The organism is Serratia sp. YC16 (assembly GCF_009707615.1).
Taxonomy (GTDB): domain Bacteria; phylum Pseudomonadota; class Gammaproteobacteria; order Enterobacterales; family Enterobacteriaceae; genus Serratia; species Serratia surfactantfaciens.
In genome coordinates, this window is the sequence record NZ_WLYN01000002.1 from 23,443 (window position 1) to 46,583 (window position 23,141).

27 protein-coding genes and 1 riboswitch are annotated in these 23,141 nt (G+C 63.0%); of the genes, 21 read left to right on the top strand and 6 right to left on the bottom strand.

Annotated features, from left to right (window positions below; translation table 11 throughout):
- Window position 1: 1 nt before the first annotated feature.
- The 7 genes from GKN89_RS07505 to modC all read left to right on the top strand — a co-directional run bounded on the left by GKN89_RS07505 (window position 2) and on the right by modC (window position 5,537).
- Window positions 2-757, top strand: a complete 756-nt coding sequence (locus GKN89_RS07505) for a trans-aconitate 2-methyltransferase (RefSeq protein WP_154746696.1) — start codon at window positions 2-4, stop codon at window positions 755-757.
- Window position 758: 1 nt separating this feature from the next.
- Window positions 759-1,772 (top strand): iron ABC transporter permease, encoded by a 1,014-nt coding sequence (locus tag GKN89_RS07510; RefSeq protein WP_154746697.1) that lies wholly within the window; start codon window positions 759-761, stop codon window positions 1,770-1,772.
- Entirely contained in the window at window positions 1,769-2,557 is a 789-nt protein-coding gene (locus GKN89_RS07515; RefSeq protein ID WP_154746698.1) for an ABC transporter ATP-binding protein, read from the top strand. Before GKN89_RS07510 ends, GKN89_RS07515 begins: the two co-directional genes overlap by 4 nt.
- A gap of 144 nt (window positions 2,558-2,701) precedes the next feature.
- Window positions 2,702-2,851 (top strand): AcrZ family multidrug efflux pump-associated protein, encoded by a 150-nt coding sequence (locus GKN89_RS07520; protein WP_004939813.1) that lies wholly within the window; start codon window positions 2,702-2,704, stop codon window positions 2,849-2,851.
- A gap of 158 nt (window positions 2,852-3,009) precedes the next feature.
- Entirely contained in the window at window positions 3,010-3,783 is a 774-nt protein-coding gene (modA, locus tag GKN89_RS07525; protein WP_154746699.1) for a molybdate ABC transporter substrate-binding protein, read from the top strand.
- On the top strand, window positions 3,780-4,469 hold the full coding sequence (gene modB / locus GKN89_RS07530) for a molybdate ABC transporter permease subunit (RefSeq protein WP_019454005.1): 690 nt from the start codon (window positions 3,780-3,782) through the stop codon (window positions 4,467-4,469). Before modA ends, modB begins: the two co-directional genes overlap by 4 nt.
- Complete coding sequence (gene modC / locus GKN89_RS07535; RefSeq protein ID WP_063918925.1) at window positions 4,470-5,537, top strand: molybdenum ABC transporter ATP-binding protein ModC; 1,068 nt, start codon at window positions 4,470-4,472, stop codon at window positions 5,535-5,537.
- Window positions 5,538-5,568: 31 nt separating this feature from the next.
- Here the strand turns inward: modC and GKN89_RS07540 are convergent, their stop codons facing one another.
- Window positions 5,569-6,387, bottom strand: a complete 819-nt coding sequence (locus GKN89_RS07540) for a pyridoxal phosphatase (RefSeq protein ID WP_154746700.1) — start codon at window positions 6,385-6,387, stop codon at window positions 5,569-5,571.
- Window positions 6,388-6,566: 179 nt separating this feature from the next.
- Here GKN89_RS07540 and pgl point away from each other — a divergent pair, with 179 nt between their 5' ends.
- Window positions 6,567-7,562 (top strand): 6-phosphogluconolactonase, encoded by a 996-nt coding sequence (pgl, locus tag GKN89_RS07545; protein WP_154746701.1) that lies wholly within the window; start codon window positions 6,567-6,569, stop codon window positions 7,560-7,562.
- Between the two features lie 64 nt (window positions 7,563-7,626).
- Here the strand turns inward: pgl and GKN89_RS07550 are convergent, their stop codons facing one another.
- Entirely contained in the window at window positions 7,627-8,109 is a 483-nt protein-coding gene (locus tag GKN89_RS07550) for a kinase inhibitor (RefSeq protein WP_063918928.1), read from the bottom strand.
- Between the two features lie 32 nt (window positions 8,110-8,141).
- A complete protein-coding gene (gene dmeF, locus GKN89_RS07555) occupies window positions 8,142-9,113 on the bottom strand; it encodes a CDF family Co(II)/Ni(II) efflux transporter DmeF (RefSeq protein WP_154746702.1) in 972 nt (323 codons plus the stop codon).
- 78 nt (window positions 9,114-9,191) lie between these two features.
- Between dmeF and GKN89_RS07560 the strand changes: the two genes are divergently transcribed.
- Window positions 9,192-9,467: a metal/formaldehyde-sensitive transcriptional repressor gene (locus tag GKN89_RS07560; RefSeq protein ID WP_019453999.1), complete on the top strand. Its 276-nt coding sequence runs from the start codon at window positions 9,192-9,194 to the stop codon at window positions 9,465-9,467.
- Between the two features lie 2 nt (window positions 9,468-9,469).
- Window positions 9,470-9,871, top strand: coding sequence for a YkvA family protein (locus tag GKN89_RS07565; RefSeq protein WP_019453998.1), 402 nt, complete (start codon window positions 9,470-9,472; stop codon window positions 9,869-9,871).
- Window positions 9,872-9,874: 3 nt separating this feature from the next.
- Here the strand turns inward: GKN89_RS07565 and bioA are convergent, their stop codons facing one another.
- A complete protein-coding gene (gene bioA, locus GKN89_RS07570; protein ID WP_154746703.1) occupies window positions 9,875-11,149 on the bottom strand; it encodes an adenosylmethionine--8-amino-7-oxononanoate transaminase in 1,275 nt (424 codons plus the stop codon).
- 88 nt (window positions 11,150-11,237) lie between these two features.
- Between bioA and bioB the strand changes: the two genes are divergently transcribed.
- From bioB to bioD, 4 genes are read left to right on the top strand one after another with little or no spacing between them, the layout of a single operon-like run.
- On the top strand, window positions 11,238-12,275 hold the full coding sequence (gene bioB / locus GKN89_RS07575; protein WP_154746704.1) for a biotin synthase BioB: 1,038 nt from the start codon (window positions 11,238-11,240) through the stop codon (window positions 12,273-12,275).
- Window positions 12,275-13,426 carry an 8-amino-7-oxononanoate synthase gene (gene bioF / locus GKN89_RS07580; protein ID WP_154746705.1) on the top strand — a complete coding sequence of 384 codons (1,152 nt, stop codon included), beginning with the start codon at window positions 12,275-12,277 and terminating at the stop codon, window positions 13,424-13,426. The genes bioB and bioF overlap by 1 nt, the downstream gene beginning before the upstream one ends.
- Complete coding sequence (gene bioC, locus GKN89_RS07585; protein WP_154746706.1) at window positions 13,410-14,177, top strand: malonyl-ACP O-methyltransferase BioC; 768 nt, start codon at window positions 13,410-13,412, stop codon at window positions 14,175-14,177. The genes bioF and bioC overlap by 17 nt, the downstream gene beginning before the upstream one ends.
- Entirely contained in the window at window positions 14,170-14,844 is a 675-nt protein-coding gene (gene bioD, locus GKN89_RS07590; protein ID WP_370520177.1) for a dethiobiotin synthase, read from the top strand. The genes bioC and bioD overlap by 8 nt, the downstream gene beginning before the upstream one ends.
- A gap of 26 nt (window positions 14,845-14,870) precedes the next feature.
- Here the strand turns inward: bioD and GKN89_RS07595 are convergent, their stop codons facing one another.
- Window positions 14,871-15,593 (bottom strand): ATP-binding cassette domain-containing protein, encoded by a 723-nt coding sequence (locus GKN89_RS07595; RefSeq protein ID WP_019453992.1) that lies wholly within the window; start codon window positions 15,591-15,593, stop codon window positions 14,871-14,873.
- Between the two features lie 1,103 nt (window positions 15,594-16,696).
- Between GKN89_RS07595 and uvrB the strand changes: the two genes are divergently transcribed.
- Both uvrB and GKN89_RS07605 read left to right on the top strand, forming a co-directional pair.
- Window positions 16,697-18,709, top strand: coding sequence for an excinuclease ABC subunit UvrB (gene uvrB / locus GKN89_RS07600; RefSeq protein WP_019453991.1), 2,013 nt, complete (start codon window positions 16,697-16,699; stop codon window positions 18,707-18,709).
- 99 nt (window positions 18,710-18,808) lie between these two features.
- On the top strand, window positions 18,809-19,075 hold the full coding sequence (locus GKN89_RS07605; RefSeq protein ID WP_019453990.1) for a VF530 family DNA-binding protein: 267 nt from the start codon (window positions 18,809-18,811) through the stop codon (window positions 19,073-19,075).
- A 6-nt stretch (window positions 19,076-19,081) separates the two neighbouring features.
- On the opposite strand, the gene yvcK is transcribed toward GKN89_RS07605, so the two are convergent.
- Complete coding sequence (gene yvcK, locus GKN89_RS07610; RefSeq protein WP_019453989.1) at window positions 19,082-19,999, bottom strand: uridine diphosphate-N-acetylglucosamine-binding protein YvcK; 918 nt, start codon at window positions 19,997-19,999, stop codon at window positions 19,082-19,084.
- 259 nt (window positions 20,000-20,258) lie between these two features.
- Window positions 20,259-20,403: riboswitch (molybdenum cofactor riboswitch) on the top strand.
- On the opposite strand from yvcK, the gene moaA reads away from it, so the two are divergent.
- The 5 genes from moaA to moaE all read left to right on the top strand — a co-directional run bounded on the left by moaA (window position 20,390) and on the right by moaE (window position 23,111).
- A complete protein-coding gene (moaA, locus tag GKN89_RS07615; protein WP_154746707.1) occupies window positions 20,390-21,376 on the top strand; it encodes a GTP 3',8-cyclase MoaA in 987 nt (328 codons plus the stop codon). (Overlaps the previous riboswitch by 14 nt.)
- 24 nt (window positions 21,377-21,400) lie before the next feature.
- Window positions 21,401-21,916, top strand: a complete 516-nt coding sequence (moaB, locus tag GKN89_RS07620; RefSeq protein ID WP_019453987.1) for a molybdenum cofactor biosynthesis protein B — start codon at window positions 21,401-21,403, stop codon at window positions 21,914-21,916.
- 3 nt (window positions 21,917-21,919) lie between these two features.
- Complete coding sequence (moaC, locus tag GKN89_RS07625) at window positions 21,920-22,399, top strand: cyclic pyranopterin monophosphate synthase MoaC (protein WP_019453986.1); 480 nt, start codon at window positions 21,920-21,922, stop codon at window positions 22,397-22,399.
- Window positions 22,396-22,641 (top strand): molybdopterin synthase sulfur carrier subunit, encoded by a 246-nt coding sequence (gene moaD / locus GKN89_RS07630; RefSeq protein WP_019453985.1) that lies wholly within the window; start codon window positions 22,396-22,398, stop codon window positions 22,639-22,641. The genes moaC and moaD overlap by 4 nt, the downstream gene beginning before the upstream one ends.
- A 2-nt stretch (window positions 22,642-22,643) precedes the next feature.
- Window positions 22,644-23,111 (top strand): molybdopterin synthase catalytic subunit MoaE, encoded by a 468-nt coding sequence (gene moaE, locus GKN89_RS07635; RefSeq protein WP_019453984.1) that lies wholly within the window; start codon window positions 22,644-22,646, stop codon window positions 23,109-23,111.
- Window positions 23,112-23,141 lie beyond the last annotated feature (30 nt).

The following is a 23,141-nucleotide window of genomic DNA, read 5'->3' on the forward strand; positions in this document are numbered from 1 at the left end:
TATGACTGCCGTTTCATTCTCTTCGCTGCTGGACTCCTGGGATCGCCAGCAGGCGGCCTACATCGCTGAACGCGAAGCGCGTTTTAACGCCCAGCTGGACGTGCTGGCGCTGGCCGCCGGCCAGGATTTTCACGTGGTGGATCTGGCCTGCGGCCCGGGGTCGCTAAGCCTGCGCATTTTGCAGCGCTTTCCGCAGGCCAGGGTCACCGCCATCGATCTCGATCCGCTGCTGTTGGCGGTGGCGCGCGGCGCGTTGGCGGCGTACGGCGATCGGATCCGCATTCTGCAGGCCGATCTGGCGGATCCTGCCTGTTTTTCCGCGTTGTCCGGCCCCGCGCCGCAGGCGGCGGTGTCCAGCACAGCGCTGCACTGGCTGATGCCGGAACAGCAGCTGGCGCTGTTCCGCAACGTCGCCGGGCTGCTGGCCGACGGCGGCGTGTTCCTCAATGCCGATCATCAGCGCTATGACCATCGCCATCCGCGGCTGAAAGCGTTGGCGGAGCGGCATGATGAGCAGACCCAACAGCGCGCCTGGGACAACGGCGTCGAGGATTGGGATCGTTGGTTCGCCGGTGCGCTGCAATCGCCGGCCTTGGCCGCTTATCAGGCCGAGCGCGAAGCGCTGTTCGCCGGCCGTCCGGTGCCGCCGCCGACGCCGGTGGGTTTCCAGCTTGCGGCCCTCAGACAGGCCGGTTTCAGCGAGGTGGGGACGGTATGGCAGCTGTTGGACGACTATGTGATTGCAGGCTGGAAATAGCATGAGCCTGCGGTTACTGCCCGGTCGTGAGGCGGCGTGGCTGTTGCTGCTGGCGGCGGCGTTGTCGCTGGCCCTGCTGGGGGCCACCTTGTCGGGGCCTGCGCCGATCGCGTGGCGCGACGTATTCGGCATCAGCGGCGGCGCGGCGACCGATGCCGAAGTGTATCAGCGCATCATCTGGTCGCTGCGCATACCGCGCGCGCTGCTGGCGGCGCTGGCCGGCGCCGGGCTGGCGTTGGCGGGCACCGTGCTGCAGTCGCTGACCCGCAACCCGCTGGCCGATCCCTGGGTGCTGGGGATCTCCTCCGGCGCCGGTGTGGGGGCGGTAACGGTGTTGGTATTGGGGCTGGGGGGCGGCCTGCTGTCGGTGTCCGGCGGCGCGTTTATCGGCGCGCTGGGAGCGTTTGCGTTGGTGATACTGCTGGCCGGGCGTTCGCTGCAGGGGGAGTCCACGCTGTTTATTCTGGCCGGGGTGGCGGTGACGCAGCTGCTCTCCGCGCTGACTTCGCTGATCACCCTCTGGCAGGCGGACGCCAACGCCACGCGCGGCGTGATGTTCTGGCTGCTGGGATCGTTCAGCGACGCGCGCTGGCCGCAGGTCGGGCTGTGCGGGCTGGCGCTGGCGGCGGTGCTGCTGCTTTGTTGGCTGCGGGCCGGTGAGCTGGACGCGCTGGCTTTCGGCGGCGTGACCGCCGCTTCGCTGGGTGTGGCGGTAGCTCCGTTGAAGCTGCTGTTGTATGTGGCGACCACCGCGCTGACGGCGGCGATCGTCGCGTTCAGCGGCGCGGTGGGATTTATCGGGCTGACGGTGCCGCACGTCGCCCGGCGGCTGGTCGGTTCGCGGCATCGGCTGTTGTTGCCAGCCAGTGCGCTGTGCGGCGCGCTGTTCGCCGTGGCGGCGGACACGCTGGCCAGAACGTTGTTTGCTCCGCGCGAGCTGCCGGTCGGGGTGCTGACCGCACTGCTGGGGGTGCCGGTATTCCTGCTGTTGCTGTATCGGAAGGTCAATGCATGACGATTGAAAAAACGCGCTCTGGCCTGTGCGCCGAGGCGGTGAGCTGGCGAACGGGCGCCCGCACGGTGCTGGAAAATCTCAGTTTCTGCGCCTTGCCCGGTGAGGTCACCGGCGTGCTCGGCGTCAACGGCAGCGGTAAATCCACGCTGCTCAAGCTGCTGGCCGGGCTGCAGCCCGCCGCCGGGGGCCGCGTTTGGCTGGAAGGGCGCGAAATTACCGCGTTTTCCGGGCGGGAGCGCGCCAGGCGCATCGCCTTTCTCGAGCAATCCGCCCCCGGCGGCTTCGCGCTGCCGGTGAAGGAGGCGGTGCTGCTGGGGCGCCTGGCCCATACCGGCCGCTGGCGCGGTTTCGGCGCCGAGGATCGCCGCCTCGCCGAACAGGCGATGGAGCAAGTGGGCATCAGCCACCTGGCCGATCGCGATTGGCAGCGGCTGTCCGGCGGCGAACGGCAGCGGGTGCATCTGGCGCGCGCACTGGCGCAGCAAACGCCGTGGCTGCTGCTGGACGAGCCCGCCAATCATCTGGATATCGCCCATCAGCAGCAGTTTATGGCCTTGCTGCGGCGGCTGAAACTCAGCGTGGTGGTGACGCTGCACGATCTTAATCTGGCGGCCTGTTATTGCGATCGGGTCGCGCTGCTGCAGCGGGGCGGGGTCTGTGCGGCGGGCGCGCCGCGGCAGGCGCTGACGCCGGAGAACATTCGCGCGGTATACGGTGTGGAGGCCAGGCTGGCGGCGCCCGCCGGCTATGCGCCGCCGTTGATCTATTACCCCGCGCCGGGATGAGGGAGGCTGAAAGGGCACGTTTGGCCGATCACAATTTCACCCCGCTGGCTAAAATAACTCCGGTTTTGTCGATTTTTTGGGTTAGAATAACCCTTATGCGGTGAAAGGCATTTGCCGCTCAATGGGCAGTTAAGCGAGGCTATCATGTTGGAATTATTGAAAAGTCTGTTGTTTGCCGTGGTGATGGTGCCGGTGGTGATGGCGCTGATTCTCGGCCTGATCTACGGTTTTGGCGAAGTGTTCAACGTCTTCTCCAAAGTGGGGCGTTCGAAAGAAAACCGCACCCAGCACTAACCGTTCCCCATCCCGATACCCGCCGGCATCCCCCGGCGGGCATTCCTCAAGTTATCTCACGCTTTGCCGATAAACCGCATGACAAGCTTTCGCGCAACGTTATATTATTTTTTATATAACGAAGAGTGATAATGCACGTTAACTTGCGGAGAAAAACAATGAAACAGCAATGGACTAAATGGGTTGGCGGGATCGTTCTGGCATCGGGTCTGGTGGCTCAAGCTTCGGCGGCGGAAAAGATCACCGTGTTCGCCGCCGCGTCGCTGACCAATGCGCTGCAAGACATCGCCACCCAGTATCAAAAAGGCAAGGACGTGCAGGTGGTTTCCTCCTTCGCTTCGTCCTCGACGCTGGCGCGCCAAATTGAGCAGGGCGCCCCGGCCGATTTGTTCATCTCCGCCGACCAACAGTGGATGGATTACGCCATCGACAAGCAGCAGATGGTGAAAGACACGCGTTACACGCTGCTGGGCAACGAACTGGTGCTGATCGCCGCCAAGAGCGATAAGCAAGATAAGATCGCCATCGACAAGCAGACCGACTGGGCCAAGTTGCTCAACGGCGGCCGCCTGGCGGTGGGCGATCCGGATCATGTGCCGGCCGGCATCTACGCTAAGGAAGCGCTGGAACACCTGGGCGCCTGGAGCGCATTGGAGCCGAAACTGGCGCGCGCCAACAACGTGCGCAGCGCCATGGCGCTGGTGGAGCGCGGTGAAGCGCCGCTCGGCATCGTCTACGGCTCCGACGCGGTCGCCAGCGACAAGGTGAAAGTGGTGGGCGTCTTCTCGGAAGACAGCCACAAACCGGTTGAATATCCGATGGCGATTGTGAAAGATCGTCAAAATCCGACGGTCAGCGCTTTCTATACCTATCTGAAGAGCCCGGAAGCGGCCGCTATTTTCGAACATTATGGATTCACCCCGCGTAAATGATTTTGAGTGAGTACGAGTGGCAGGCGGTTGAGCTGAGCCTGAAAGTATCCGGTTTGGCGGTGGTCTGCAGCCTGCCGTTCGGCATTCTGATGGCCTGGGTGCTGGTGCGTTGCCGCTTCCCCGGCAAGGCGCTGCTGGACGGCGTCATTCACCTGCCGCTGGTGCTGCCGCCGGTGGTGGTCGGCTATTTGCTGTTGATCGCCATGGGGCGGCGCGGCGTTATCGGCGAGTGGCTGTACGACTGGTTCGGTTTCAGCTTCAGTTTCAGCTGGCGCGGCGCCGCGCTGGCGTCGGCGGTGGTGGCGTTTCCGCTGATGGTGCGCGCCATCCGGCTGGCGCTGGAGGCGGTGGATACCCGGCTGGAGCAGGCGGCGCGCACGCTGGGCGCCAACCCGTGGCGGGTGTTTTTCACCATCACGCTGCCGCTGTCGCTGCCCGGCGTCATTGTCGGCGTGGTGCTGGCCTTCGCCCGCTCGCTGGGGGAGTTCGGCGCCACCATCACTTTCGTCTCCAACATTCCCGGGGAAACCCGCACCATTCCGCTGGCGATGTATACGCTGATCGAAACGCCGGGGGCGGAGGCCGCCGCCGCGCGCCTGTGTGCGATCGCCATCGTGCTGTCGCTGGCTTCGCTGATGGTGTCCGAATGGCTGGCCCGCTGGGGCCGCAAACGGATGGGGGTGTAAATGCTGGAGCTGGATTTCTCGCAGCAGCTGGGCGATCTCAATCTCAACGTCCGCGCCGATTTACCGGCGCAGGGCATCACCGCGATTTTCGGCCTGTCCGGCGCGGGCAAAACCTCCCTGATCAACGCCATCGGCGGCCTGACTCGCCTGCAGCAGGGGCGCATCGTGCTCAACGGCCGCACGTTGGCGGATACCGCCACCGGCCAGTGCCTGCCGCCGGAAAAGCGCCGTATCGGCTACGTGTTTCAGGATGCGCGGCTGTTTCCGCATTATCGGGTGCGCGGCAACCTGCAGTACGGCATGGCGGCCGGCATGCGCGCGCAGTTCAACACCATTGTCGAGCTGCTGGGCATCGGGCCGTTGTTGAACCGGCTGCCGCTGACGCTCTCCGGCGGTGAAAAGCAGCGGGTGGCGATCGGCCGAGCGCTGCTGACCGCGCCGGAACTGCTGCTGATGGACGAACCGCTGGCCTCGCTCGATCTGCCGCGCAAGCGCGAGCTATTGCCGTATCTGGAGCGGTTGGCGCAGGACGTCAACATCCCCATCCTTTACGTCAGCCACAGCCTGGACGAGATCCTGCGCCTGGCCGAGCAGGTGATGGTGCTGGATCGCGGCGAAGTGCGCGCATTCGGCGGGCTGGAAGAAGTCTGGGCCAGCAGTGCGCTGCGGCCGTGGCTGCAGCGTGAAGATCAGAGCAGCGTGCTGCGCGTCAGCGTGATCGAGCATCATCAACGTTATGCCATGACGGCGTTGGCGCTTGGCGATCAGCGGCTGTGGGTCAGCGGCATCGACGCCGAATTGGGCACCCAACTGCGCATCCGCATCAACGCCGCCGACGTTTCGCTGGTGCTGCAACCGCCGGTCAACAGCAGCATTCGCAATGTGTTGCCGGCCAAGGTGAGCGAGTGTCTGGACGTGGACGGGCAGGTGGAAGTGAAACTGGCGGTCGGCGAACACGTGCTGTGGGCGCGAATTACGCCGTGGGCGCGCGATGAACTGGCGATCCGCCCTGGGCAGTGGTTGTATGCGCAGGTGAAGAGCGTGTCCATCAGCCGCGAGAGCCGCTAAGGCAGGCCCTCCCGACGGGAGGGCGAAAAGATTACAGCACGCGGGTGCGGATCACCTCGGCAATGCCCGGCTGCAGGTTATCGGCGATCACCAGATCGGCGCGTTCCTTGATGGCGTCATCGGCGTTGCCCATCGCCACCCCCAACCCAACCGCTTCCAGCATGCTGATGTCGTTGTAGTTGTCGCCGAACGCCACCACCTGATCCATGCTCAATCCCTGTGACTCTACCCATTGGCGCAGGCGCTTGCCTTTGCTGTTGCCGCCTTTGGCGATATCCACCTGATCGTGCCACGACCATTCGCACGCCAACCCCAGCTCTTTCTCCACCGTGTCGGCAAACTCGCGCAGCGCGGGGATATCGGCATGCGAGGTGGCGAATTTCCAGATTGCCTGCGCGTCGTCGGCCGCCTGCGCCAGACTGCCGACCTGCAACAGTGTCGGGCGTTGCGCCACCGGCAGAGTCTCGGCCCAGGCCAGCGATCGGGTCACGTGGCCGCTCGGTTCCTGATACAGCATGGCGTCGTCGACGTACATCAGCCCGTGAATGTCGGTCTGCTTGAGCATCTGCAGCACCTGCTTGGCCTGATCTTTCGCCAGCGGATCGGCGGCCAGCACCTTCTTCTGCTGAAAATCATACAGGTAGGTGCCGTTGCAGCAGATGGCCGGGGTGTCTATTTGCAGCGCCTGGTAAAACGGATGGATGGCGACGTGGTGGCGGCCGGTGACCACCACCACCTGGACGCCGGCGGCGCGCGCCTGCGCCAGCGCTTCCAGCGACTGCGGTAAGATGCGTTTTTGGTTGTCCAGCAGGGTGCCGTCAAGATCGAGGGCGATGACGCGGTAGCTCATAGGGTTCTCGTTATCGTTAGCCATAAAATTAATCCGATGGTACACCGGATAGCCAACGGAGAAAACCGCGTGAGCTTCCGGTGCTAAGCAGGGTTGCCATGCGACGGATGTGCGGTAAGCTAGGGGCAATCGAACGGCCTGAAACCGGTTCCTCTTTTTACCCTTTGCAAGGAGAACACATGAAGCAAATCGTTTATGTCGCCAGCCCGGAGAGCCAGCAGATCCACGTCTGGCAGTTGGACGACGCCGGCGCGCTGACGCTGCTGCAAACCGTTGACGTGCCGGGCCAGGTGCAGCCGATGACCCTTCATCCGGACAAGACCCACCTGTACGTCGGCGTGCGTCCGGCGTTCGGCATCGTCAGCTACCGCATCGAGGCGGACGGCACGCTGCAGCAGGCGGGCATGGCGCCGCTGCCGGGCAGCCCGACCCATATCTCCACCGATTTGCAGGGGCGTTACCTGTTCTCCGCCTCCTACAGCGGCAACTGCGCCAGCATCAGCCCGATCGGCCACGACGGCGTGGTAACGGCGCCGATCCAGCAGATCGACGGCCTGAACGCGCCACACTCGGCGAACATCGATCCGACCAACCAGCTGGTGCTGGTGCCGTGCCTGAAAGAAGACCGCATCCGCCTGTTCAATCTGAGCCTGGCCGGGCAGCTGACGCCGCACGCGCAGGACGCGGTGGATATCGCCGCCGGCGCCGGTCCGCGCCATATGGCGTTCCACCACAACGACAAGTTCGCCTACTGCGTCAATGAGCTGAATGGCACGGTAGACGTGCTGGCCATTTCGGAAAACGGCGGCAAGTACAGCGTGACGCAGACGCTGGACATCATGCCGAGCGATTTCGACGGCACCCGCTGGGCGGCGGACATTCATATCACGCCGAACGGCCGCTTCCTGTACACCAGCGATCGTACCGCCAGCATTCTGACCATCTTCAGCGTTTCCGAAGACGGCGGCACGCTGAGCTTGGTCGGCTATCATCCGACCGAAACGCAGCCGCGCGGTTTCAATATCGATCACAGCGGCCGCTTCGTGATTTCGTCCGGCCAGAAATCCGATCACATCGCGGTGCATGAGATTGACCAGAGCAGCGGCGAGCTGACCACGCTGGCGCGTTATCCGGTGGGCAAAGGCCCGATGTGGGTGAGCGTGCTGGCGAAGTAATTTGTCAGCCAGACTCGAGTGGAAAGCGCGGTGCGGTTGACCGCGCTTTTTTATTGGCGGGGGCTCAGTTGAACATCACCGTCAGCGTGGCGCTGCCGAGACTGTGGAAATGGACGTTGAAGCCCACCAGCGCGCCGCTGGAACCCTCATCCACGTCAATGCGCTCCACGTCCAGCGCATGCACGGTGAACTGATAGCGGTGGCTCTCGCCCGCTGGCGGCGCCGCGCCGCCGTAACCGGCCGAACCGAAGTCGGTGCGGGTCTGCAACGCGCCGGCGGGCAGTGGCGCTTTGCCGGAGCCCGCGCCCTGCGGCAGCTCGCGCACGTCGGCGGGAATGTTGGCCACCACCCAGTGCCACCAGCCGGAGCCGGTAGGGGCATCGGGATCGTAAACGGCGATCACGAAGCTCTTGGTGCCGGCCGGCACGCCGTCCCAGGCCAGGTGGGGCGACAGGTTATCGCCGTGGTAGCCCATGCCGTTGAAAACCTGCTGCTGCGGCAGCTTGCCGCCGTCCTGCAGATCGTTGCTGTACAAACGAAAAGCCATAGTGACTCCCAGTTGCGATAAAAGCAGAGCCCTTAAGCTAGATCTTTTTGGTGGGACAATACAAGCCCTTGCGCCAGCGACGGGCGGTTGATCTCGACGGTGATATGCACCAGTTCGGGATGAACGGCCAACAGTCGACGTATCCTGTCGGCGGTGAGGGCGCGATCGGCGCTGCTCAGGGCGATGACGCAATGATATTTTCCTTTGCCGATACGGCCTAAATGCAAATCGGTCAGCGTGAGCAAGTGGCCGGAGGTGGCCAGCGTTTGACGAATCTCTTGTGCAACGGGAGCGTCCATTTCGGCATCCAGCAAAATCTTCCCGCTATCGCGCATCAGGCTATAGGCCCAGGCGGCAACCATCATCGCGCCGACGATGCCCATCAGAGGATCGAGCCAAACGGCGCCCCAAAGCTTGCCGCCGAACAGTGCGACGATCGCCAGTACCGAAGTGGCCGCGTCGGCGATGACGTGGATATAAGCGGAACGCAGGTTGAGGTCATGATGATGGTCATCGTGATCATCCCCGTGATGATGATGGTGGTGGCCGCCGCCGCGCAACAGCCAAGCGCAAAGCAGATTGACGGCCAGCCCGATCGTACCGATGGCGATGGCTTCGTTGTAATGAATCGGGCTGGGATTCATCAGCCTCTGCGCAGACTGGAACAGCATCAGCGCTGCCACCAGCACCAACAACACCGCGCTGGTGTAGCCGGCCAGCACTTCTATCTTCCAGGTGCCGAGGCTGAAGCGGCGATCTTTAGCCAGCCGTCGTGCGGCGCCGTAAGCCAGCACCGACAGGCCCAGAGCCAGCGCGTGCGAGCTCATGTGCCAACCGTCGGCCAGCAATGCCATCGAGTTAAACAGCCAGCCCCCGGCTATCTCGATGACCATCATACTGGCGGTGAGTATCACCGCCCATCTGGTGTTTCTTTCAGCCAATGGGTTACCATCGTCAAAAACGTGGCTGTGCTCGCGGCGCAAAGCGGGCGCGTGAGAAGTCATGGTGAAGTTCCTCAGCAAAAGGTAGTGTGCTGAAATATACTATACCCCAGTATAGTAAATAACAATCAGGCGGAAATGATGAGTCATACCATCAGAGATCAAAAGAAGCTGTTGGCGCGGGTGCGCCGCATTAAAGGGCAGGCCGAAGCGCTGGAGCGCGCGCTGGAAAGCGGCGGTGAGTGTTCTGCTATTCTGCAGCAGATTGCGGCGGTGCGCGGCGCGGTCAACGGTTTGATGGCGCAGGTGCTGGAAGGGCACGTGCGCGAACACTTGGCTGCTGCGGACGCCACGCCGCAGCAGCGTGAGCAAGACATCGAGCAATTGATGACCGTCTTACGTTCCTATATGAAATAACCATGATTTCACTGAAAAAACGCACGCCGTGGTTTGGCTGGCTGCGCCGTTGGGCCAAAAGCATCAAGCGCGATATCTATGCGCTGTGGCTGGCGGCCCGCGATCGCCGCACCCCGTGGTACGCCAAGCTGATCGCGCTGCTGGTGGCCGGCTATGCGATCTCGCCGATCGATCTGATCCCGGACTTCATTCCGGTATTGGGCTATCTGGATGATGTGATCATCGTGCCGTTGGGCATCATGCTGGCGGTGCGCCTGATCCCCAAGCCGCTGATGGCCGAGCTGCGCGAGAAGGCGCAACAGCGCGTCGATAATCCCACCGGCCGCATGGCGGCGGCGATGATCATTTTACTCTGGCTGCTGTGCCTGGGGCTGCTGGCCCGCTATCTGGACCAGCATTGGTAGGGGTCAGCGCGCGGCTGCGGCCACGGCTGCGGTCAGGCGGCTGAGCTGTTCCGCTTCGATGATGTAAGGCGGCATCAGGTAAATCAGTTTGCCGAACGGCCGGATCCACACCCCGCGCTCGACGAACCCGCGCTGCAGTTCGGCGACATCCACCGGTTCGCGCATCTCCACCACCCCAATCGCCCCCAGCACCCGCACGTCCGCCACCTTCGGCAGCGCCGCTAACGGCAGCAGTTCCTGCTTCAGCTGGGCTTCGATGGCGCTCACCTGTGCCTGCCAGCGATTTTCCGCCAGCAGCGCCATGCTGGCGTCCGCCACCGCGCAGGCCAGCGGGTTGCCCATAAAGGTCGGCCCGTGCATGAAGCAACCGGCTGCGCCGTTGCTGATGGTCTCCGCCACGTGGCGGGTGGTCAGAGTGGCGGAGAGGGTCATGTAACCGCCGGTCAGCGCCTTGCCCAGGCAGAGAATGTCCGGCACCACCTGCGCGTGTTCGCAGGCGAATAGCTTGCCGGTGCGGCCGAAGCCGGTAGCGATCTCGTCGGCGATCAGCAGCACCTGATGACGATCGCACAGCTCGCGTACCCTCTTGAGGTAGGTTGGGTGGTAGATGCGCATGCCGCCGGCGCCTTGCACCACCGGCTCCAGGATCACCGCCGCCACCTCACCGGCGTGCTGCTCCAGCAGCGCGGCGAACGGGGCGATGTCCTCTTCACGCCATTCTTCGTCGAAGCGGCACTGCGGCGCGGTGGCGAACAGATGCGGTGCCAGATAGCCCTGATAGAGGCTATGCATCGAGTTGTCCGGATCGCAGACCGACATTGCGCCGAAGGTATCGCCGTGATAGCCGTGGCGCAGCGTCAGGATGCGCTGCCGCCGCTCACCGCGCGCCTGCCAGTACTGCAGCGCCATCTTCAGCGACACTTCCACCGCCACCGAACCGGAATCCGCCAGGAACACGCACTGCAACGCTTCCGGCGTCATCTCCACTAACCGGCGGCACAGCGAGATGGCGGCCGGATGGGTAATACCGCCGAACATCACGTGCGACATCTTTTCCAGCTGCTGGCTGGCGGCCTGATTCAGGTGCGGATGGTTGTAACCGTGGATCGCCGCCCACCAGGAGGACATGCCGTCCACCAGACGCCGGCCGTCGGCCAGCTGCAGCTCGACGCCGCTGGCCGACTCGATCGGATAACAGGGCAGCGGGCGGCTCATGGAAGTGTAGGGGTGCCAGATATGACGTTGGTCGAACGCCAGGTCGGAAGCGGTCACGGACATACTTGTAAACCAAATTGAATTAAGATTGGTTGACAGTATATCCACAATATTTAAACTGGCGACACTTTTTCGTTTTGGAGACGCCATGATGGCCGACCGCATTCACTGGACAGTAGGGCAAGCCCAGGCCCTGTTTGATAAACCTCTGCTTGAACTGCTGTTCGAAGCGCAAACCGTACACCGCCAGCACTTCGACTCGCGTCAGGTGCAGGTCAGCACGCTGTTGTCGATCAAGACCGGCGCCTGCCCGGAAGACTGCAAATACTGCCCGCAGAGCTCGCGCTACAAAACCGGCCTGGAGTCGGAGCGGTTGATGCAGGTCGAGCAGGTGCTGGAATCGGCGCGCAAGGCCAAGGCGAACGGCTCGACCCGTTTTTGCATGGGCGCGGCGTGGAAGAACCCGCACGAGCGCGACATGCCTTATCTGCAGCAGATGGTGCAGGGCGTGAAAGCGATGGGCATGGAAACCTGCATGACGCTGGGTACGCTGGATGGCACCCAGGCCGAGCGGTTGGCGGAGGCCGGGCTGGATTACTACAACCATAACCTCGACACCTCGCCGGAGTTCTACGGCAGCATCATCACTACCCGCAGCTACCAGGAACGTTTGGATACGCTCGACAAGGTGCGCGACGCCGGCATCAAAGTCTGTTCCGGCGGCATCGTCGGGCTGGGAGAAACGGTGCGCGACCGCGCCGGGCTGCTGGTGCAGCTGGCCAACCTGCCTAAGCCGCCGGAGAGCGTGCCGATCAACATGCTGGTGAAGGTGAAAGGTACGCCGCTGGCGGATAACGACGATGTCGATCCATTCGATTTCATCCGTACCATCGCAGTCGCGCGCATCATGATGCCGGCCTCTTATGTCCGTCTCTCCGCCGGTCGTGAACAGATGAATGAACAGACGCAGGCGATGTGCTTCATGGCCGGCGCCAACTCGATCTTCTACGGCTGCAAGCTGCTGACCACGCCGAACCCGGAAGAAGACAAAGACCTGCAGCTGTTCCGCAAGCTGGGGTTGAACCCGCAGCAGACCGCCACCGAACACGGCGACAACCAGCAACAGCAGGTGCTGGCTAAGCAGCTGCTGAATGCCGATACCGCCGAGTTTTACAACGCGGCGCCGTGATGAGCTGGTCACAACGTATCGAGCAGGCGCTGGCGGAGCGGCGTTTGAACGCCGCCTACCGTCGCCGACAGGCCACCGAGGGCGGCAATGGCCGCCAGATCCGGCTTGGCGATCGTCTCTACCTGAATTTCTCCGGCAATGACTATCTGGGGCTGAGCCAGGATGCGCGGGTGATCGCCGCCTGGCAGCAGGGCGCGCAGCGTTACGGCGTCGGCAGCGGCGGTTCGGGCCACGTTACCGGCTTTTGCGCGGCGCATCAGGCGCTGGAAGAGCAACTGGCGGAGTGGCTCGGTTATCCGCGCGCGCTGCTGTTCATTTCCGGCTATGCCGCCAATCAGGCGGTGTTGGCGGCGCTGATGCAGAAAGGCGATCGCATTTTGGCCGATCGTCTCAGCCACGCCTCGCTGCTGGAGGCGGCGGCGCAGTCGCCGGCCGAGCTGCGCCGCTTCCAGCACAATCAGCCGCAGGTATTGGCGGATCTGTTGGCCAAACCCTGCGACGGGCAGCGGCTGGCGGTGACCGAAGGGGTGTTCAGCATGGACGGCGACGGCGCGCCGTTGGCGGAACTGCATCGTTTAACCCGTGCGGCGGGCGCCTGGCTGATGGTGGACGATGCCCACGGCGTCGGCGTGCGCGGCGAGCAAGGCCGCGGCAGCTGCTGGCAGCAGGGCGTGCGCCCTGAACTGTTGGTGGCGACCTTTGGCAAGGCGTTCGGCGTCAGCGGCGCGGCGGTGCTGTGCGATGAGGCGACCGCCGAGTACCTGCTGCAGTTCGCCCGCCATCTGATTTACAGCACCGCGATGCCGCCGGCGCAGGCCTGCGCGCTGCAGGCGGCGCTGGCCTGCATTCGAGAGGGCGATGAACTGCGCGCCCGACTGCAGGACAACATTCGGCGCTTCCGCCAGGGGGCGGCGCCGCTGGCGCTGACCCTGACGGACTCCGACACCGCCATCCAGCCGCTGCTGGTAGGGGACAATCAGCGCACGCTCGATTTGGCGACAAGGCTGCGCGAGCGCGGATTGTGGGTGAGCGCCATTCGTCCGCCGACGGTGCCGCCGGGCGGCGCGCGGCTGCGCATTACCCTGACGGCGGCGCATCAGCCGCAGGATATCGATCGTCTGCTGGAGGTATTGCATGACGTCAGCCAATGACAGGGTGAACAAACAGGCGGTCGCCTCGGCTTTCAGCCGCGCGGCAGGCAGCTACGACGCCGCCGCCGTGCTGCAGCGTGACGTTGGCGAGCGCTTACTGGAGATGGGCAGCGCTCATCCGGGCGAACGGCTGCTGGACGCCGGCTGCGGCACCGGCTATTTCAGCCGCCGGTGGCGCGAGCGCGGCAAGCAGGTGACGGCGCTCGATCTGGCACCAGGGATGTTGGCATTCGCCCGCCAGCAACAGGCGGCGCACCATTATCTGCTGGGCGATATCGAGCAGGTGCCGTTGCCCGACGCGGCGATGGACATCTGTTTCAGCAGCCTGGTGGTGCAGTGGTGCAGCGATCTGCCCGCGGCGTTGGCGGAGCTGTATCGCGTCACCCGGCCCGGCGGCGTGATCCTGTTCTCCACGCTGGCGGCGGGATCGCTGCAGGAGTTGGGGGACGCCTGGCAACAGGTGGATGGCGAGCGCCACGTGAACGCCTTCCTGCCGCTGGCGCAGATCCGCGCCGCCTGCGCCGACTATCGACACGAGCTGGTGACGGAGCTGCGCACCCTGAATTACCCGGACGTGATGACGCTGATGCGTTCGCTTAAGGGCATCGGGGCGACGCATCTGCACCAGGGACGCGAGGGCGGCCTGATGTCGCGCGGCCGTCTCGCCGCTTTGCAGGCGGCTTACCCGTACCGGCAGGGGCAGTTCCCGCTCAGCTATCATCTGGCTTATGGAGTGATTTATCGTGATTAAACGTTGGTTCGTGACCGGCACCGACACCGAGGTCGGGAAAACTGTCGCCAGCAGCGCCTTGCTGCAGGCCGCCAATCTGGCGGGCTACCGCAGCGCCGGCTATAAGCCGGTGGCCTCGGGCAGCGAGATGACCACCGAGGGGCTGCGCAACGGCGACGCGCTGGCGCTGCAGGCCAACAGCGGCGTGGCGCTGGGGTACGACGAAGTGAACCCTTACGTTTTTGCCGAACCGACTTCGCCGCATATCGTTAGCGCCGATGAAGGCCGGCCGATCGACGCGGCGCGGCTGTCCGACGGCCTGCGCCGGCTGGAACAGCGCGCCGACTGGGTATTGGTCGAAGGCGCCGGCGGGTGGTTTACTCCGTTGTCGGCGCAGTACACCTTCGCCGACTGGGTGCAGCAGGAGCAGCTGCCGGTGATCCTGGTGGTGGGTATCAAACTGGGCTGCATCAACCATGCGGTGTTGACGGCGCAGGCGGTGCAACAGGCGGGGCTGACGCTGGCCGGTTGGATCGCCAACGACGTGGCACCGCCGGGGCGACGGCATCAGGAATACCTGGCCACGCTGCGCCGCATGCTGCCGGCGCCGCTGCTGGGCGAAATCCCGCACCTGCCGCAGGCCGAACGGGCGCCGTTGGGACAATATCTGGATATCAGCCTGTTATAAACTCTCAATGAGGGAGCCTCGCTCCCTCATCCTCCGTCCTGTCCCGCCAGACCGACGCCGATCAGCGCCTCATCCAGCTGCGCCAGCGCGCCGTGCGCCACTGTGCGCCCGCTATCCAGCAGGCAAAAGCGATCCGCCACCCGGCGCACGAACGGCAGCTGATGTTCTACCAACAAAATGGTCATGCCCAACTCATAGTTGAGCCTGCGGATCACGTTGCCGATGTCGGCGGCGATCGAAGGCGGCACGCCCGCCGTCGGTTCGTCGAGGATCAGCAGCGCCGGTTCCTGGGCCAACGCACGGCCGATGGCCAGCTGGCGTTGGGCGCCTGCGCACAGATCGCCGGCGCGGCGGGCGCGCATCTGGCGCAAGTTGGGGAACAGGCTGTAGATCAGCGGCGGAATGCGGCGAGGAGCGCCGCGCACGGCCATCTGCGCCACCTGCAGATTCTCTTCCACGCTCAGCTGCGAGAAGAGTTGCCGCCCCTGGGGCACGTGGCTGATGCCCAGCGCGGCCCGGCGCTCCATCGGCTGCAACAGCAGGTTTTGCGGCGGCTCATCCGCCGGCTGCCAGGTCATGCTGCCGCTCACCACCGGCAAGTGCCCCACGATACAGTTGACCAGCGTGGTTTTGCCCACGCCGTTGCGCCCGAGCAGCACGGTGCACTGGCCGCGCGGCAGCTCCAGATTGATGTCCCACAGGATGTGGTTCTGCCCGTAAAATTGATTGACCGATCTCAGGCTCAGCATTTGGCATTCTCCTCATCGACGCCCATTCCACCCGTTGGCGGGTTGCTGCAAAGGCCGCTTTGGCGGCTGATTTCCCGAGTGTGGCAATGCCTGGAACAAAATGCCGTCCGTCCGATGCCCGAACACGGTTAGCGGTGGACGGAATGACAGTCAATATGTCGTGAAAAGCGACGCTTATGACGACTTGGTGTCGTTCTCGCGCTTTTACGAAGGATAGTGCGACGCCGGGATGGGGCACTGGGCAGCGCATTATGCTGCCGCACCCGGTATGCACGCAGAAAGATAAAGCAACTCCCAGGCCAGTTTTGTCGTCGGATGAAAATGGCAGGTTGTTATCGTCTTGTTAACCGCCGGTCGGGCCTGACGGGCGGCGCCGCGGCGGCTCGAAAATACGCGGGGAAGTTAACCCGAACGTTTTTTGCACTCTTGTGGTGCTCCCCGAGGTGGGCGTGGTGCAAGGCGTTGCGCCGCCGTCAAGAACGATCGGGGCGAAAGGGGACAATGCGATTTTGGCAATGGGGATTTTTAGTATTAATCGGCATAAACAAAGCGATATTTTTATGAAAAAATAACTAAAAAAGGCATTTTGGCGAGTGTAAAGGGCGAAAAGCTTTCTTTCTGTAACTCCCGCCACGGGCGGGGCGGTGAGAGTTATCCACTATTCCTGTGGATAACCTTGTGTATTAGATTTAGAAAAACGCTGTAAAGCGAGAGCGGACGCGGGTTCTGTTCGCTTTGTCCGCATTCTCGTCTTTTTATTAAATTAATTAAATATCAATAGGTTAATTAAAATCAAGACGCAAGGGTATTGTTCGCGCTTCTATGTATGATTTTTCGCCGCGGTGCTATCAATAAGTTAATTTGCGGCAAGTTCTGGGGATAAATCTGTTATTGACAATAAAAATGTCACCCGACTGTAACGCCACGGTGCAATGACGCGCTCGCCACGCCGGGCGCAGCGACGAATCCGCTTGAAGCTGGTTTTATATCCAGTATCATGGGCACTGGCGCAAATCGCCGACACTTTCCATAATTAGGGGCCATGCCCGGCGCAGAGCCGGCTGGCCGCCTGAGCGCGCGCATCTCCACAGGGTAGCCGAGCCATGAGTAAACTGTTCAAACTGCATTCTGAATTCAAACCGGCCGGCGATCAGCCGGAAGCCATCCGCAAGCTGGAAGAGGGGCTGGAAGACGGCCTGGCGCACCAGACGCTGCTGGGGGTCACCGGTTCGGGCAAGACCTTCACCATCGCCAACGTGATAGCCGATTTAAATCGGCCGACCATGGTGCTGGCGCCGAACAAGACGTTGGCGGCGCAGCTGTACGGCGAGATGAAAGAGTTTTTCCCGGAGAATGCGGTGGAGTACTTCGTCTCCTACTACGACTACTACCAGCCGGAAGCCTACGTGCCGAGCTCCGACACCTTCATTGAAAAAGACGCGTCGGTGAACGAGCACATCGAGCAGATGCGTCTTTCCGCCACCAAGGCGCTGCTCGAACGGCGCGACGTGGTGGTGGTGGCGTCGGTGTCGGCGATCTACGGCCTGGGGGATCCGGATCTTTACCTGAAGATGATGCTGCATCTGACCCAGGGCATGATCATCGATCAACGCTCCATTTTGCGCCGGCTGGCGGAGCTGCAGTATTCCCGCAACGATCAGGCCTTCCAGCGCGCCACCTTCCGCGTGCGCGGCGAGGTGATCGACATTTACCCGGCGGAATCGGACGAGCTGGCGCTGCGCGTCGAGCTGTTCGATGAAGAAGTGGAACGGCTGTCGCTGTTCGATCCGCTGACCGGGCAGATCGAGCAGGTGGTGCCGCGTTTTACCATTTACCCTAAGTCGCACTACGTCACGCCGCGCGAGCGGATCATACAGGCGATGGAAGAGATCAAGGTCGATCTGGCGGACCGCCGCAAGGTGTTGCTGGCCAACAACAAGCTGCTGGAAGAGCAGCGCCTGACGCAGCGCACCCAGTTCGATCTGGAGATGATGAACGAACTGGGTTACTGCTCGGGCATCGAAAACTATTCGCGCTACCTGTCCGGCCGGGCCGAGGGTGAACCGCCGCCGACGCTGTTCGATTACCTGCCGGCGGACGGCCTGCTGGTGGTCGACGAATCCCACGTCACCATTCCGCAGATCGGCGCGATGTTCAAGGGCGACCGCGCGCGTAAGGAAACGCTGGTGGAATACGGTTTCCGCCTGCCGTCGGCGCTGGATAACCGCCCGCTGCGCTTCGAGGAGTTCGAGGCGCTGGCACCGCAGACCATCTATGTCTCCGCGACGCCGGGCAAATATGAGCTGGAGAAATCCGGCGGCGATCTGATCGATCAGGTGGTGCGTCCGACCGGGTTGCTGGATCCGATCGTCGAGGTGCGGCCGGTCGCCACCCAGGTGGACGATCTGCTCTCCGAGATCCGCAAGCGCGCGGCGATCAACGAGCGCGTGCTGGTGACCACCCTGACCAAACGCATGGCGGAAGATCTGACCGAATACCTGGAAGAGCATGGCGAGCGCGTGCGCTATCTGCACTCGGACATCGATACCGTGGAACGGGTCGAAATCATCCGCGATCTGCGTCTGGGCGAGTTTGACGTGCTGGTGGGCATCAACCTGTTGCGTGAGGGGCTCGACATGCCTGAGGTGTCGCTGGTGGCGATTCTGGACGCCGACAAGGAAGGCTTCCTGCGCTCCGAGCGTTCGCTGATCCAGACCATCGGCCGCGCGGCGCGTAACCTGAACGGCAAGGCGATCCTGTATGGCGATCGCATCACCGATTCAATGGCCAAGGCGATCGGCGAAACCGAGCGGCGCCGCGCCAAGCAGCAGGCGTACAACGAAGCCAACGGCATCGTGCCGCAAGGGCTGAACAAGAAGATCGGCGATATCCTGCAGATCGGCCAACCGGTCAATCGCGCCAAGGGCAAAGGCAAGGGCAAGGCGGCGGAAAGCGGCACTCAGCTTCAGAACCTTACGCCGAAAGCGTTGGATCAGAAGATCCGCGATCTGGAGGCGCAGATGTACACTCACGCGCAGAACCTGGAGTTCGAACAGGCGGCGGCGCTGCGCGACGAAATCCATCAGCTGCGCGAGCAGTTCATCGCGATTTCCTGATCGTTTGGCGGCGCCTGCGCTGCGGGCGTCAAAATTCCTTGTCGGCCGCGTCAAAGCTGTTATGGTGTGCGGCCCGATCTGACCGCGAGAGTACCGAACATGAACCAACACCAGTCTAAAGACCCGCTGCACGGCGTAACGCTGGAGCAACTGCTGAATAAACTGGTGGATCACTACGGTTGGTCCGAGCTGGGCGAGCGCATTCGCATCAACTGTTTCCGCAGCGATCCGAGCATCAAGTCCAGCCTGAAGTTTTTGCGCCGTACGCCCTGGGCGCGCAAAGAGGTGGAAGATTTGTATATCGATATGGTCAGCCATCCCGCCCCGGCCAGCGATAACCCCTGGCTGCGCGGGCGCGACGGCTAAATTCGGTCAGCGGCGGGCGGCCAGCTCCACCAGCGCCTGATCCAGCGCCTGACGCAGCAGCTGGCGATCGTGGCGGTAGGGGATGTCGCTCGCTTCCAGCGGCTGTTGAATCACCACCCGATCCTGCACTTCACTGGCGTCCACCGCCGGGCCGACGATCAGCGCGTCGATCATAGGGCGGCCGATCTTATCTTCCATCAGCGTCAGCTTATCCTTTAACGACAGCGCCGCGGCGGCCACGCTCAGCTCGCGGCCGAGGTTGCCGATATAGATCATGCTGGCGCTGCTGCGGCGCAGCGCCTGGGTGAGATCGTCCAGCAGCAGCAGCGGCATCAGGCTGGTGAGGAAACTGCCTGGCCCGATCAGGATCACGTCGGCCTGCGCGATGGCGTCCAGCGCTTCGCGCGTGGCGTTGACCGGCGGCGACAGCATCAGCTCCTGCGGCATATGGGTCAGCTGATCGACATTCACTTCACCGTAAACATGGTTGCCTTCGTGATCGTGCGCCATCAAATCCACCGGCTGTTCCGACATCGGGATCAGCGCGGCGTCCACCTTCAGCAGGCTGCGCACCAGGTTGATCGCTTCCAGCGGGCGCACGCTCAGGTGATCCAGCGCTTTCAACATCAGGTTGCCGAGGTTGTGGCCGGCCAGTTCGCCGTTGCCGCTGAAGCGGTATTCGAACATCGCCGAGGCGACGCTCGGTTCGGTGATCAGCTGGTTGAGACAGTTACGGGTATCGCCCCAGGCAATGCCGCCTTCCGAACGACGGATACGGCCGGTGGAGCCGCCGTTGTCGGTGGTGGTGACGATGCCGGTCAGGCGTGAGCCTAAGGACGACAGGGCCGACATGACACGGCCCAGGCCGTGTCCGCCGCCTAACGCCACCACGCGGTCGAGATCGGCCAGGGTACGATTACGCATAAATTTCCTTACAAAGGGGCTGAACTGCCCGCATAAGGTAGCGGATCCGGCGTAAAAACGCGATAAGAGTGTCATTTGCGTGATTCCGGTCAATTCGTCCGCGCAAGCGATGTTTATCATGGTTTACCCGAATACACGGCGTCTAAAAACGCTGTATAGACAATTATATAGCGAATTTACGCGTTGGCTATCGTTACCGATTAGCGCTAGAATTCTGTTGAAAACCACGGTTTCGTTCCGGCTACTTAAGGTAGCGGAAAGAGAAATCAAACTCCTAGCCCCTGCGCCTACGTTGTTCATCAGGAACGATATGGCGCCTGGGCCGTGGCGAAGTCAGCCACCAGGGTGCAGAGGGGAAACGCTCGCATCTCCCGACTTTGGAAAGGTGTTATGGTACCGCAACTCATTGATGCTTATGAGCGCAAGTTCTATTACCTGCGCTTGTCGATCACCGACGTGTGCAATTTTCGTTGCACCTATTGTCTGCCCGATGGCTACAAGCCGAGCGGCAGCCCGAAAAGCTTCCTGTCGCTGGATGAAATCCGCCGTGTCAGCCGCGCGTTCGCCGAGCTGGGCACCGAAAAGGTGCGCCTGACCGGCGGCGAGCCTTCGCTGCGCCGCGATTTTACCGAGATCATCGCCGCCGTGCGGGAAAACCCGGCCATTCGCACGCTGGCGGTCACCACCAACGGCTACCGGCTGGCGCGCGACGTCGCCGCCTGGCGTGACGCCGGTCTGACGGCGATCAACGTCAGCGTTGACAGCCTGGATCCGCGCCAGTTTCACGCCATTACCGGTCAGGATAAGTTCCGCCAGGTGATGGACGGTATCGACGCCGCCTTTAGCGCCGGTTTCAGCAAGGTCAAGGTCAACGCAGTGCTGATGCGCGACGTTAACCACCAGCAGCTCGGCGCCTTTCTCGCCTGGATCAAGGATCGGCCGATTCAGCTGCGCTTTATCGAACTGATGGAAACCGGCGAGGGCGGCGAGCTGTTTCGCAAACACCACGTCTCCGGCGAAGTGATTCGCCAGCAGCTGGAGCAGCAGGGCTGGCAGCGCCAGGCGCGCGGCCGCAGCGATGGCCCGGCGCAGGTGTTCAGCCACCCGGACTATCAGGGCGAGGTGGGGCTTATCATGCCGTACGAAAAAGACTTCTGCGCCAGCTGCAACCGACTGCGCGTTTCTTCCATCGGCAATCTGCACCTGTGCCTGTTCGGCGAGCAGGGCGTGCCCCTGCGCGATCTGCTGGCGGACGACGGCCAGCTCGACGCGCTGAAGGCGCGCATCCAGCGCGGGCTGCTGAGCAAGAAGCAGACCCATTTCCTGCATCAGGGCAACAGCGGGATTACCCAGAACCTGTCGTTTATCGGCGGCTGACAGCCAATAGGAGCTTATTGAACCATGAGCCATGCGAGCAGCGAATTTATTGCGGCGCACATCGCCATACTGACCGTGTCTGACAGTCGCGGCGCGGCGGAGGATACCTCCGGCCAATACCTGCAGGAAGCGGCGCAGGAAGCCGGCCATCAGGTGGTGGATCGCGCCATCGTCAAAGATGACATTTACCAGATCCGCGCGCGGGTTTCCGCCTGGATCGCCGATGACAACGTGCAGGCGGTGCTGATCACCGGCGGCACCGGTTTTACCGCCCGCGACAACACGCCGGAAGCGCTGTTGCCGCTGTTCGACAGAGAGGTGGAGGGGTTCGGCGAACTGTTCCGCATGGTGTCGTACGAAGAGATCGGCACCGCGACGATCCAGTCGCGCGCGCTGGCCGGCCTGGCCAACCGCACGGTGATTTTCGCCATGCCGGGATCTACCCGCGCCTGCCGCACCGCCTGGGAGCGGATTATCGAAGAGCAGTTGGACGCGCGCCATCGGCCGTGCAACTTCCAGCCCCATTTGAAGAAGCCCTGAGTCATGACACAGCTAACCCACATTAACGCCGCCGGCGAAGCCCATATGGTCGACGTTTCCGCCAAGGCGGAAACGGTGCGCGAGGCGCGCGCCGAAGCCTTCGTCGAGATGCTGCCCGCCACGCTGGCGATGATCGTCGACGGTAGCCATCACAAGGGCGACGTGTTCGCCACGGCGCGCATCGCCGGTATTCAGGCGGCCAAGCGCACCTGGGAGCTGATCCCGCTGTGCCACCCGCTGATGCTGAGCAAGGTCGAAGTGCAGCTGGAGGCGCAGACGCAGCACAACCGGGTGCGCATCGAAACCTGCTGCCGGCTGACCGGCAAAACCGGCGTCGAGATGGAGGCGCTGACCGCCGCCTCGGTGGCGGCATTGACCATCTATGACATGTGCAAAGCGGTACAGAAAGACATGGTGATCGGCCCGGTGCGCCTGCTGGCGAAAAGCGGCGGCAAATCCGGCGATTTTAAGGTGAACGCATGATCGATATTCTTTTCTTCGCGCAGGTGCGCGAATTGGTGGGCACCGGCGGTCTGTCGATGCCGGCGGATTATCCCACCGTTGAGGCGTTGCGTCAGGCGCTGTGTGCGCGCGGCGATCGCTGGGCGTTGGCGCTGGAGTCCGGCAAGCTGCTGGCGGCGGTCAATCAGTCGCTGGTGGCGGCGGACCATCCGCTGCGCGCCGGCGATGAAGTGGCTTTCTTCCCGCCGGTCACGGGGGGGTAAACATGGAAAACACCCGCATTCGCGTGGGCGAAGCGCCGTTCAACGTCGGCGACGAGTATCAGTGGCTGGCGCAGTGCGACGCCGACGGCGCGGTGGTGACCTTCACCGGCAAGGTGCGCAACCATAATCTGGGCGACGACGTCAGCGCGCTGACGCTGGAACACTACCCCGGCATGACTGAGAAGGCGCTGGCGGAGATCGTGGCCGAGGCGCGCAGCCGTTGGCCGCTGCAGCGCGTGACGGTGATCCACCGCGTCGGCGCGCTGTATCCCGGCGACGAGATCGTGTTTGTCGGCGTGACCGGTGCGCACCGCAGCATGGCGTTCGCCGCCAGCGAGTTCATCATGGACTACCTGAAGACCCGCGCGCCGTTCTGGAAGCGCGAAGCCACCGGCCAGGGCGATCGTTGGGTGGACGCCCGCGACAGCGATCGTCAGGCGGCGCAGCGCTGGCAAAAAGCGGCTAAATAGCGCGTCAACAGCGGAAACAAATCAATACCT

What these genes read in the sequence shown, in the direction of transcription:
- GKN89_RS07505 (WP_154746696.1), top strand. Translation starts at nt 2, where the DNA reads ATGACTGCCGTTTCATTCTCTTCGCTGCTGGACTCCTGGGATCGCCAG.
- GKN89_RS07510 (WP_154746697.1), top strand. Translation starts at nt 759, where the DNA reads ATGAGCCTGCGGTTACTGCCCGGTCGTGAGGCGGCGTGGCTGTTGCTG.
- GKN89_RS07515 (WP_154746698.1), top strand. Translation starts at nt 1,769, where the DNA reads ATGACGATTGAAAAAACGCGCTCTGGCCTGTGCGCCGAGGCGGTGAGC.
- GKN89_RS07520 (WP_004939813.1), top strand. Translation starts at nt 2,702, where the DNA reads ATGTTGGAATTATTGAAAAGTCTGTTGTTTGCCGTGGTGATGGTGCCG.
- modA (WP_154746699.1), top strand. Translation starts at nt 3,010, where the DNA reads ATGAAACAGCAATGGACTAAATGGGTTGGCGGGATCGTTCTGGCATCG.
- modB (WP_019454005.1), top strand. Translation starts at nt 3,780, where the DNA reads ATGATTTTGAGTGAGTACGAGTGGCAGGCGGTTGAGCTGAGCCTGAAA.
- modC (WP_063918925.1), top strand. Translation starts at nt 4,470, where the DNA reads ATGCTGGAGCTGGATTTCTCGCAGCAGCTGGGCGATCTCAATCTCAAC.
- GKN89_RS07540 (WP_154746700.1), bottom strand. Translation starts at nt 6,387, where the DNA reads ATGAGCTACCGCGTCATCGCCCTCGATCTTGACGGCACCCTGCTGGAC.
- pgl (WP_154746701.1), top strand. Translation starts at nt 6,567, where the DNA reads ATGAAGCAAATCGTTTATGTCGCCAGCCCGGAGAGCCAGCAGATCCAC.
- GKN89_RS07550 (WP_063918928.1), bottom strand. Translation starts at nt 8,109, where the DNA reads ATGGCTTTTCGTTTGTACAGCAACGATCTGCAGGACGGCGGCAAGCTG.
- dmeF (WP_154746702.1), bottom strand. Translation starts at nt 9,113, where the DNA reads ATGACTTCTCACGCGCCCGCTTTGCGCCGCGAGCACAGCCACGTTTTT.
- GKN89_RS07560 (WP_019453999.1), top strand. Translation starts at nt 9,192, where the DNA reads ATGAGTCATACCATCAGAGATCAAAAGAAGCTGTTGGCGCGGGTGCGC.
- GKN89_RS07565 (WP_019453998.1), top strand. Translation starts at nt 9,470, where the DNA reads ATGATTTCACTGAAAAAACGCACGCCGTGGTTTGGCTGGCTGCGCCGT.
- bioA (WP_154746703.1), bottom strand. Translation starts at nt 11,149, where the DNA reads ATGTCCGTGACCGCTTCCGACCTGGCGTTCGACCAACGTCATATCTGG.
- bioB (WP_154746704.1), top strand. Translation starts at nt 11,238, where the DNA reads ATGGCCGACCGCATTCACTGGACAGTAGGGCAAGCCCAGGCCCTGTTT.
- bioF (WP_154746705.1), top strand. Translation starts at nt 12,275, where the DNA reads ATGAGCTGGTCACAACGTATCGAGCAGGCGCTGGCGGAGCGGCGTTTG.
- bioC (WP_154746706.1), top strand. Translation starts at nt 13,410, where the DNA reads ATGACGTCAGCCAATGACAGGGTGAACAAACAGGCGGTCGCCTCGGCT.
- GKN89_RS07595 (WP_019453992.1), bottom strand. Translation starts at nt 15,593, where the DNA reads ATGCTGAGCCTGAGATCGGTCAATCAATTTTACGGGCAGAACCACATC.
- uvrB (WP_019453991.1), top strand. Translation starts at nt 16,697, where the DNA reads ATGAGTAAACTGTTCAAACTGCATTCTGAATTCAAACCGGCCGGCGAT.
- GKN89_RS07605 (WP_019453990.1), top strand. Translation starts at nt 18,809, where the DNA reads ATGAACCAACACCAGTCTAAAGACCCGCTGCACGGCGTAACGCTGGAG.
- yvcK (WP_019453989.1), bottom strand. Translation starts at nt 19,999, where the DNA reads ATGCGTAATCGTACCCTGGCCGATCTCGACCGCGTGGTGGCGTTAGGC.
- moaA (WP_154746707.1), top strand. Translation starts at nt 20,390, where the DNA reads ATGGTACCGCAACTCATTGATGCTTATGAGCGCAAGTTCTATTACCTG.
- moaB (WP_019453987.1), top strand. Translation starts at nt 21,401, where the DNA reads ATGAGCCATGCGAGCAGCGAATTTATTGCGGCGCACATCGCCATACTG.
- moaC (WP_019453986.1), top strand. Translation starts at nt 21,920, where the DNA reads ATGACACAGCTAACCCACATTAACGCCGCCGGCGAAGCCCATATGGTC.
- moaD (WP_019453985.1), top strand. Translation starts at nt 22,396, where the DNA reads ATGATCGATATTCTTTTCTTCGCGCAGGTGCGCGAATTGGTGGGCACC.
- moaE (WP_019453984.1), top strand. Translation starts at nt 22,644, where the DNA reads ATGGAAAACACCCGCATTCGCGTGGGCGAAGCGCCGTTCAACGTCGGC.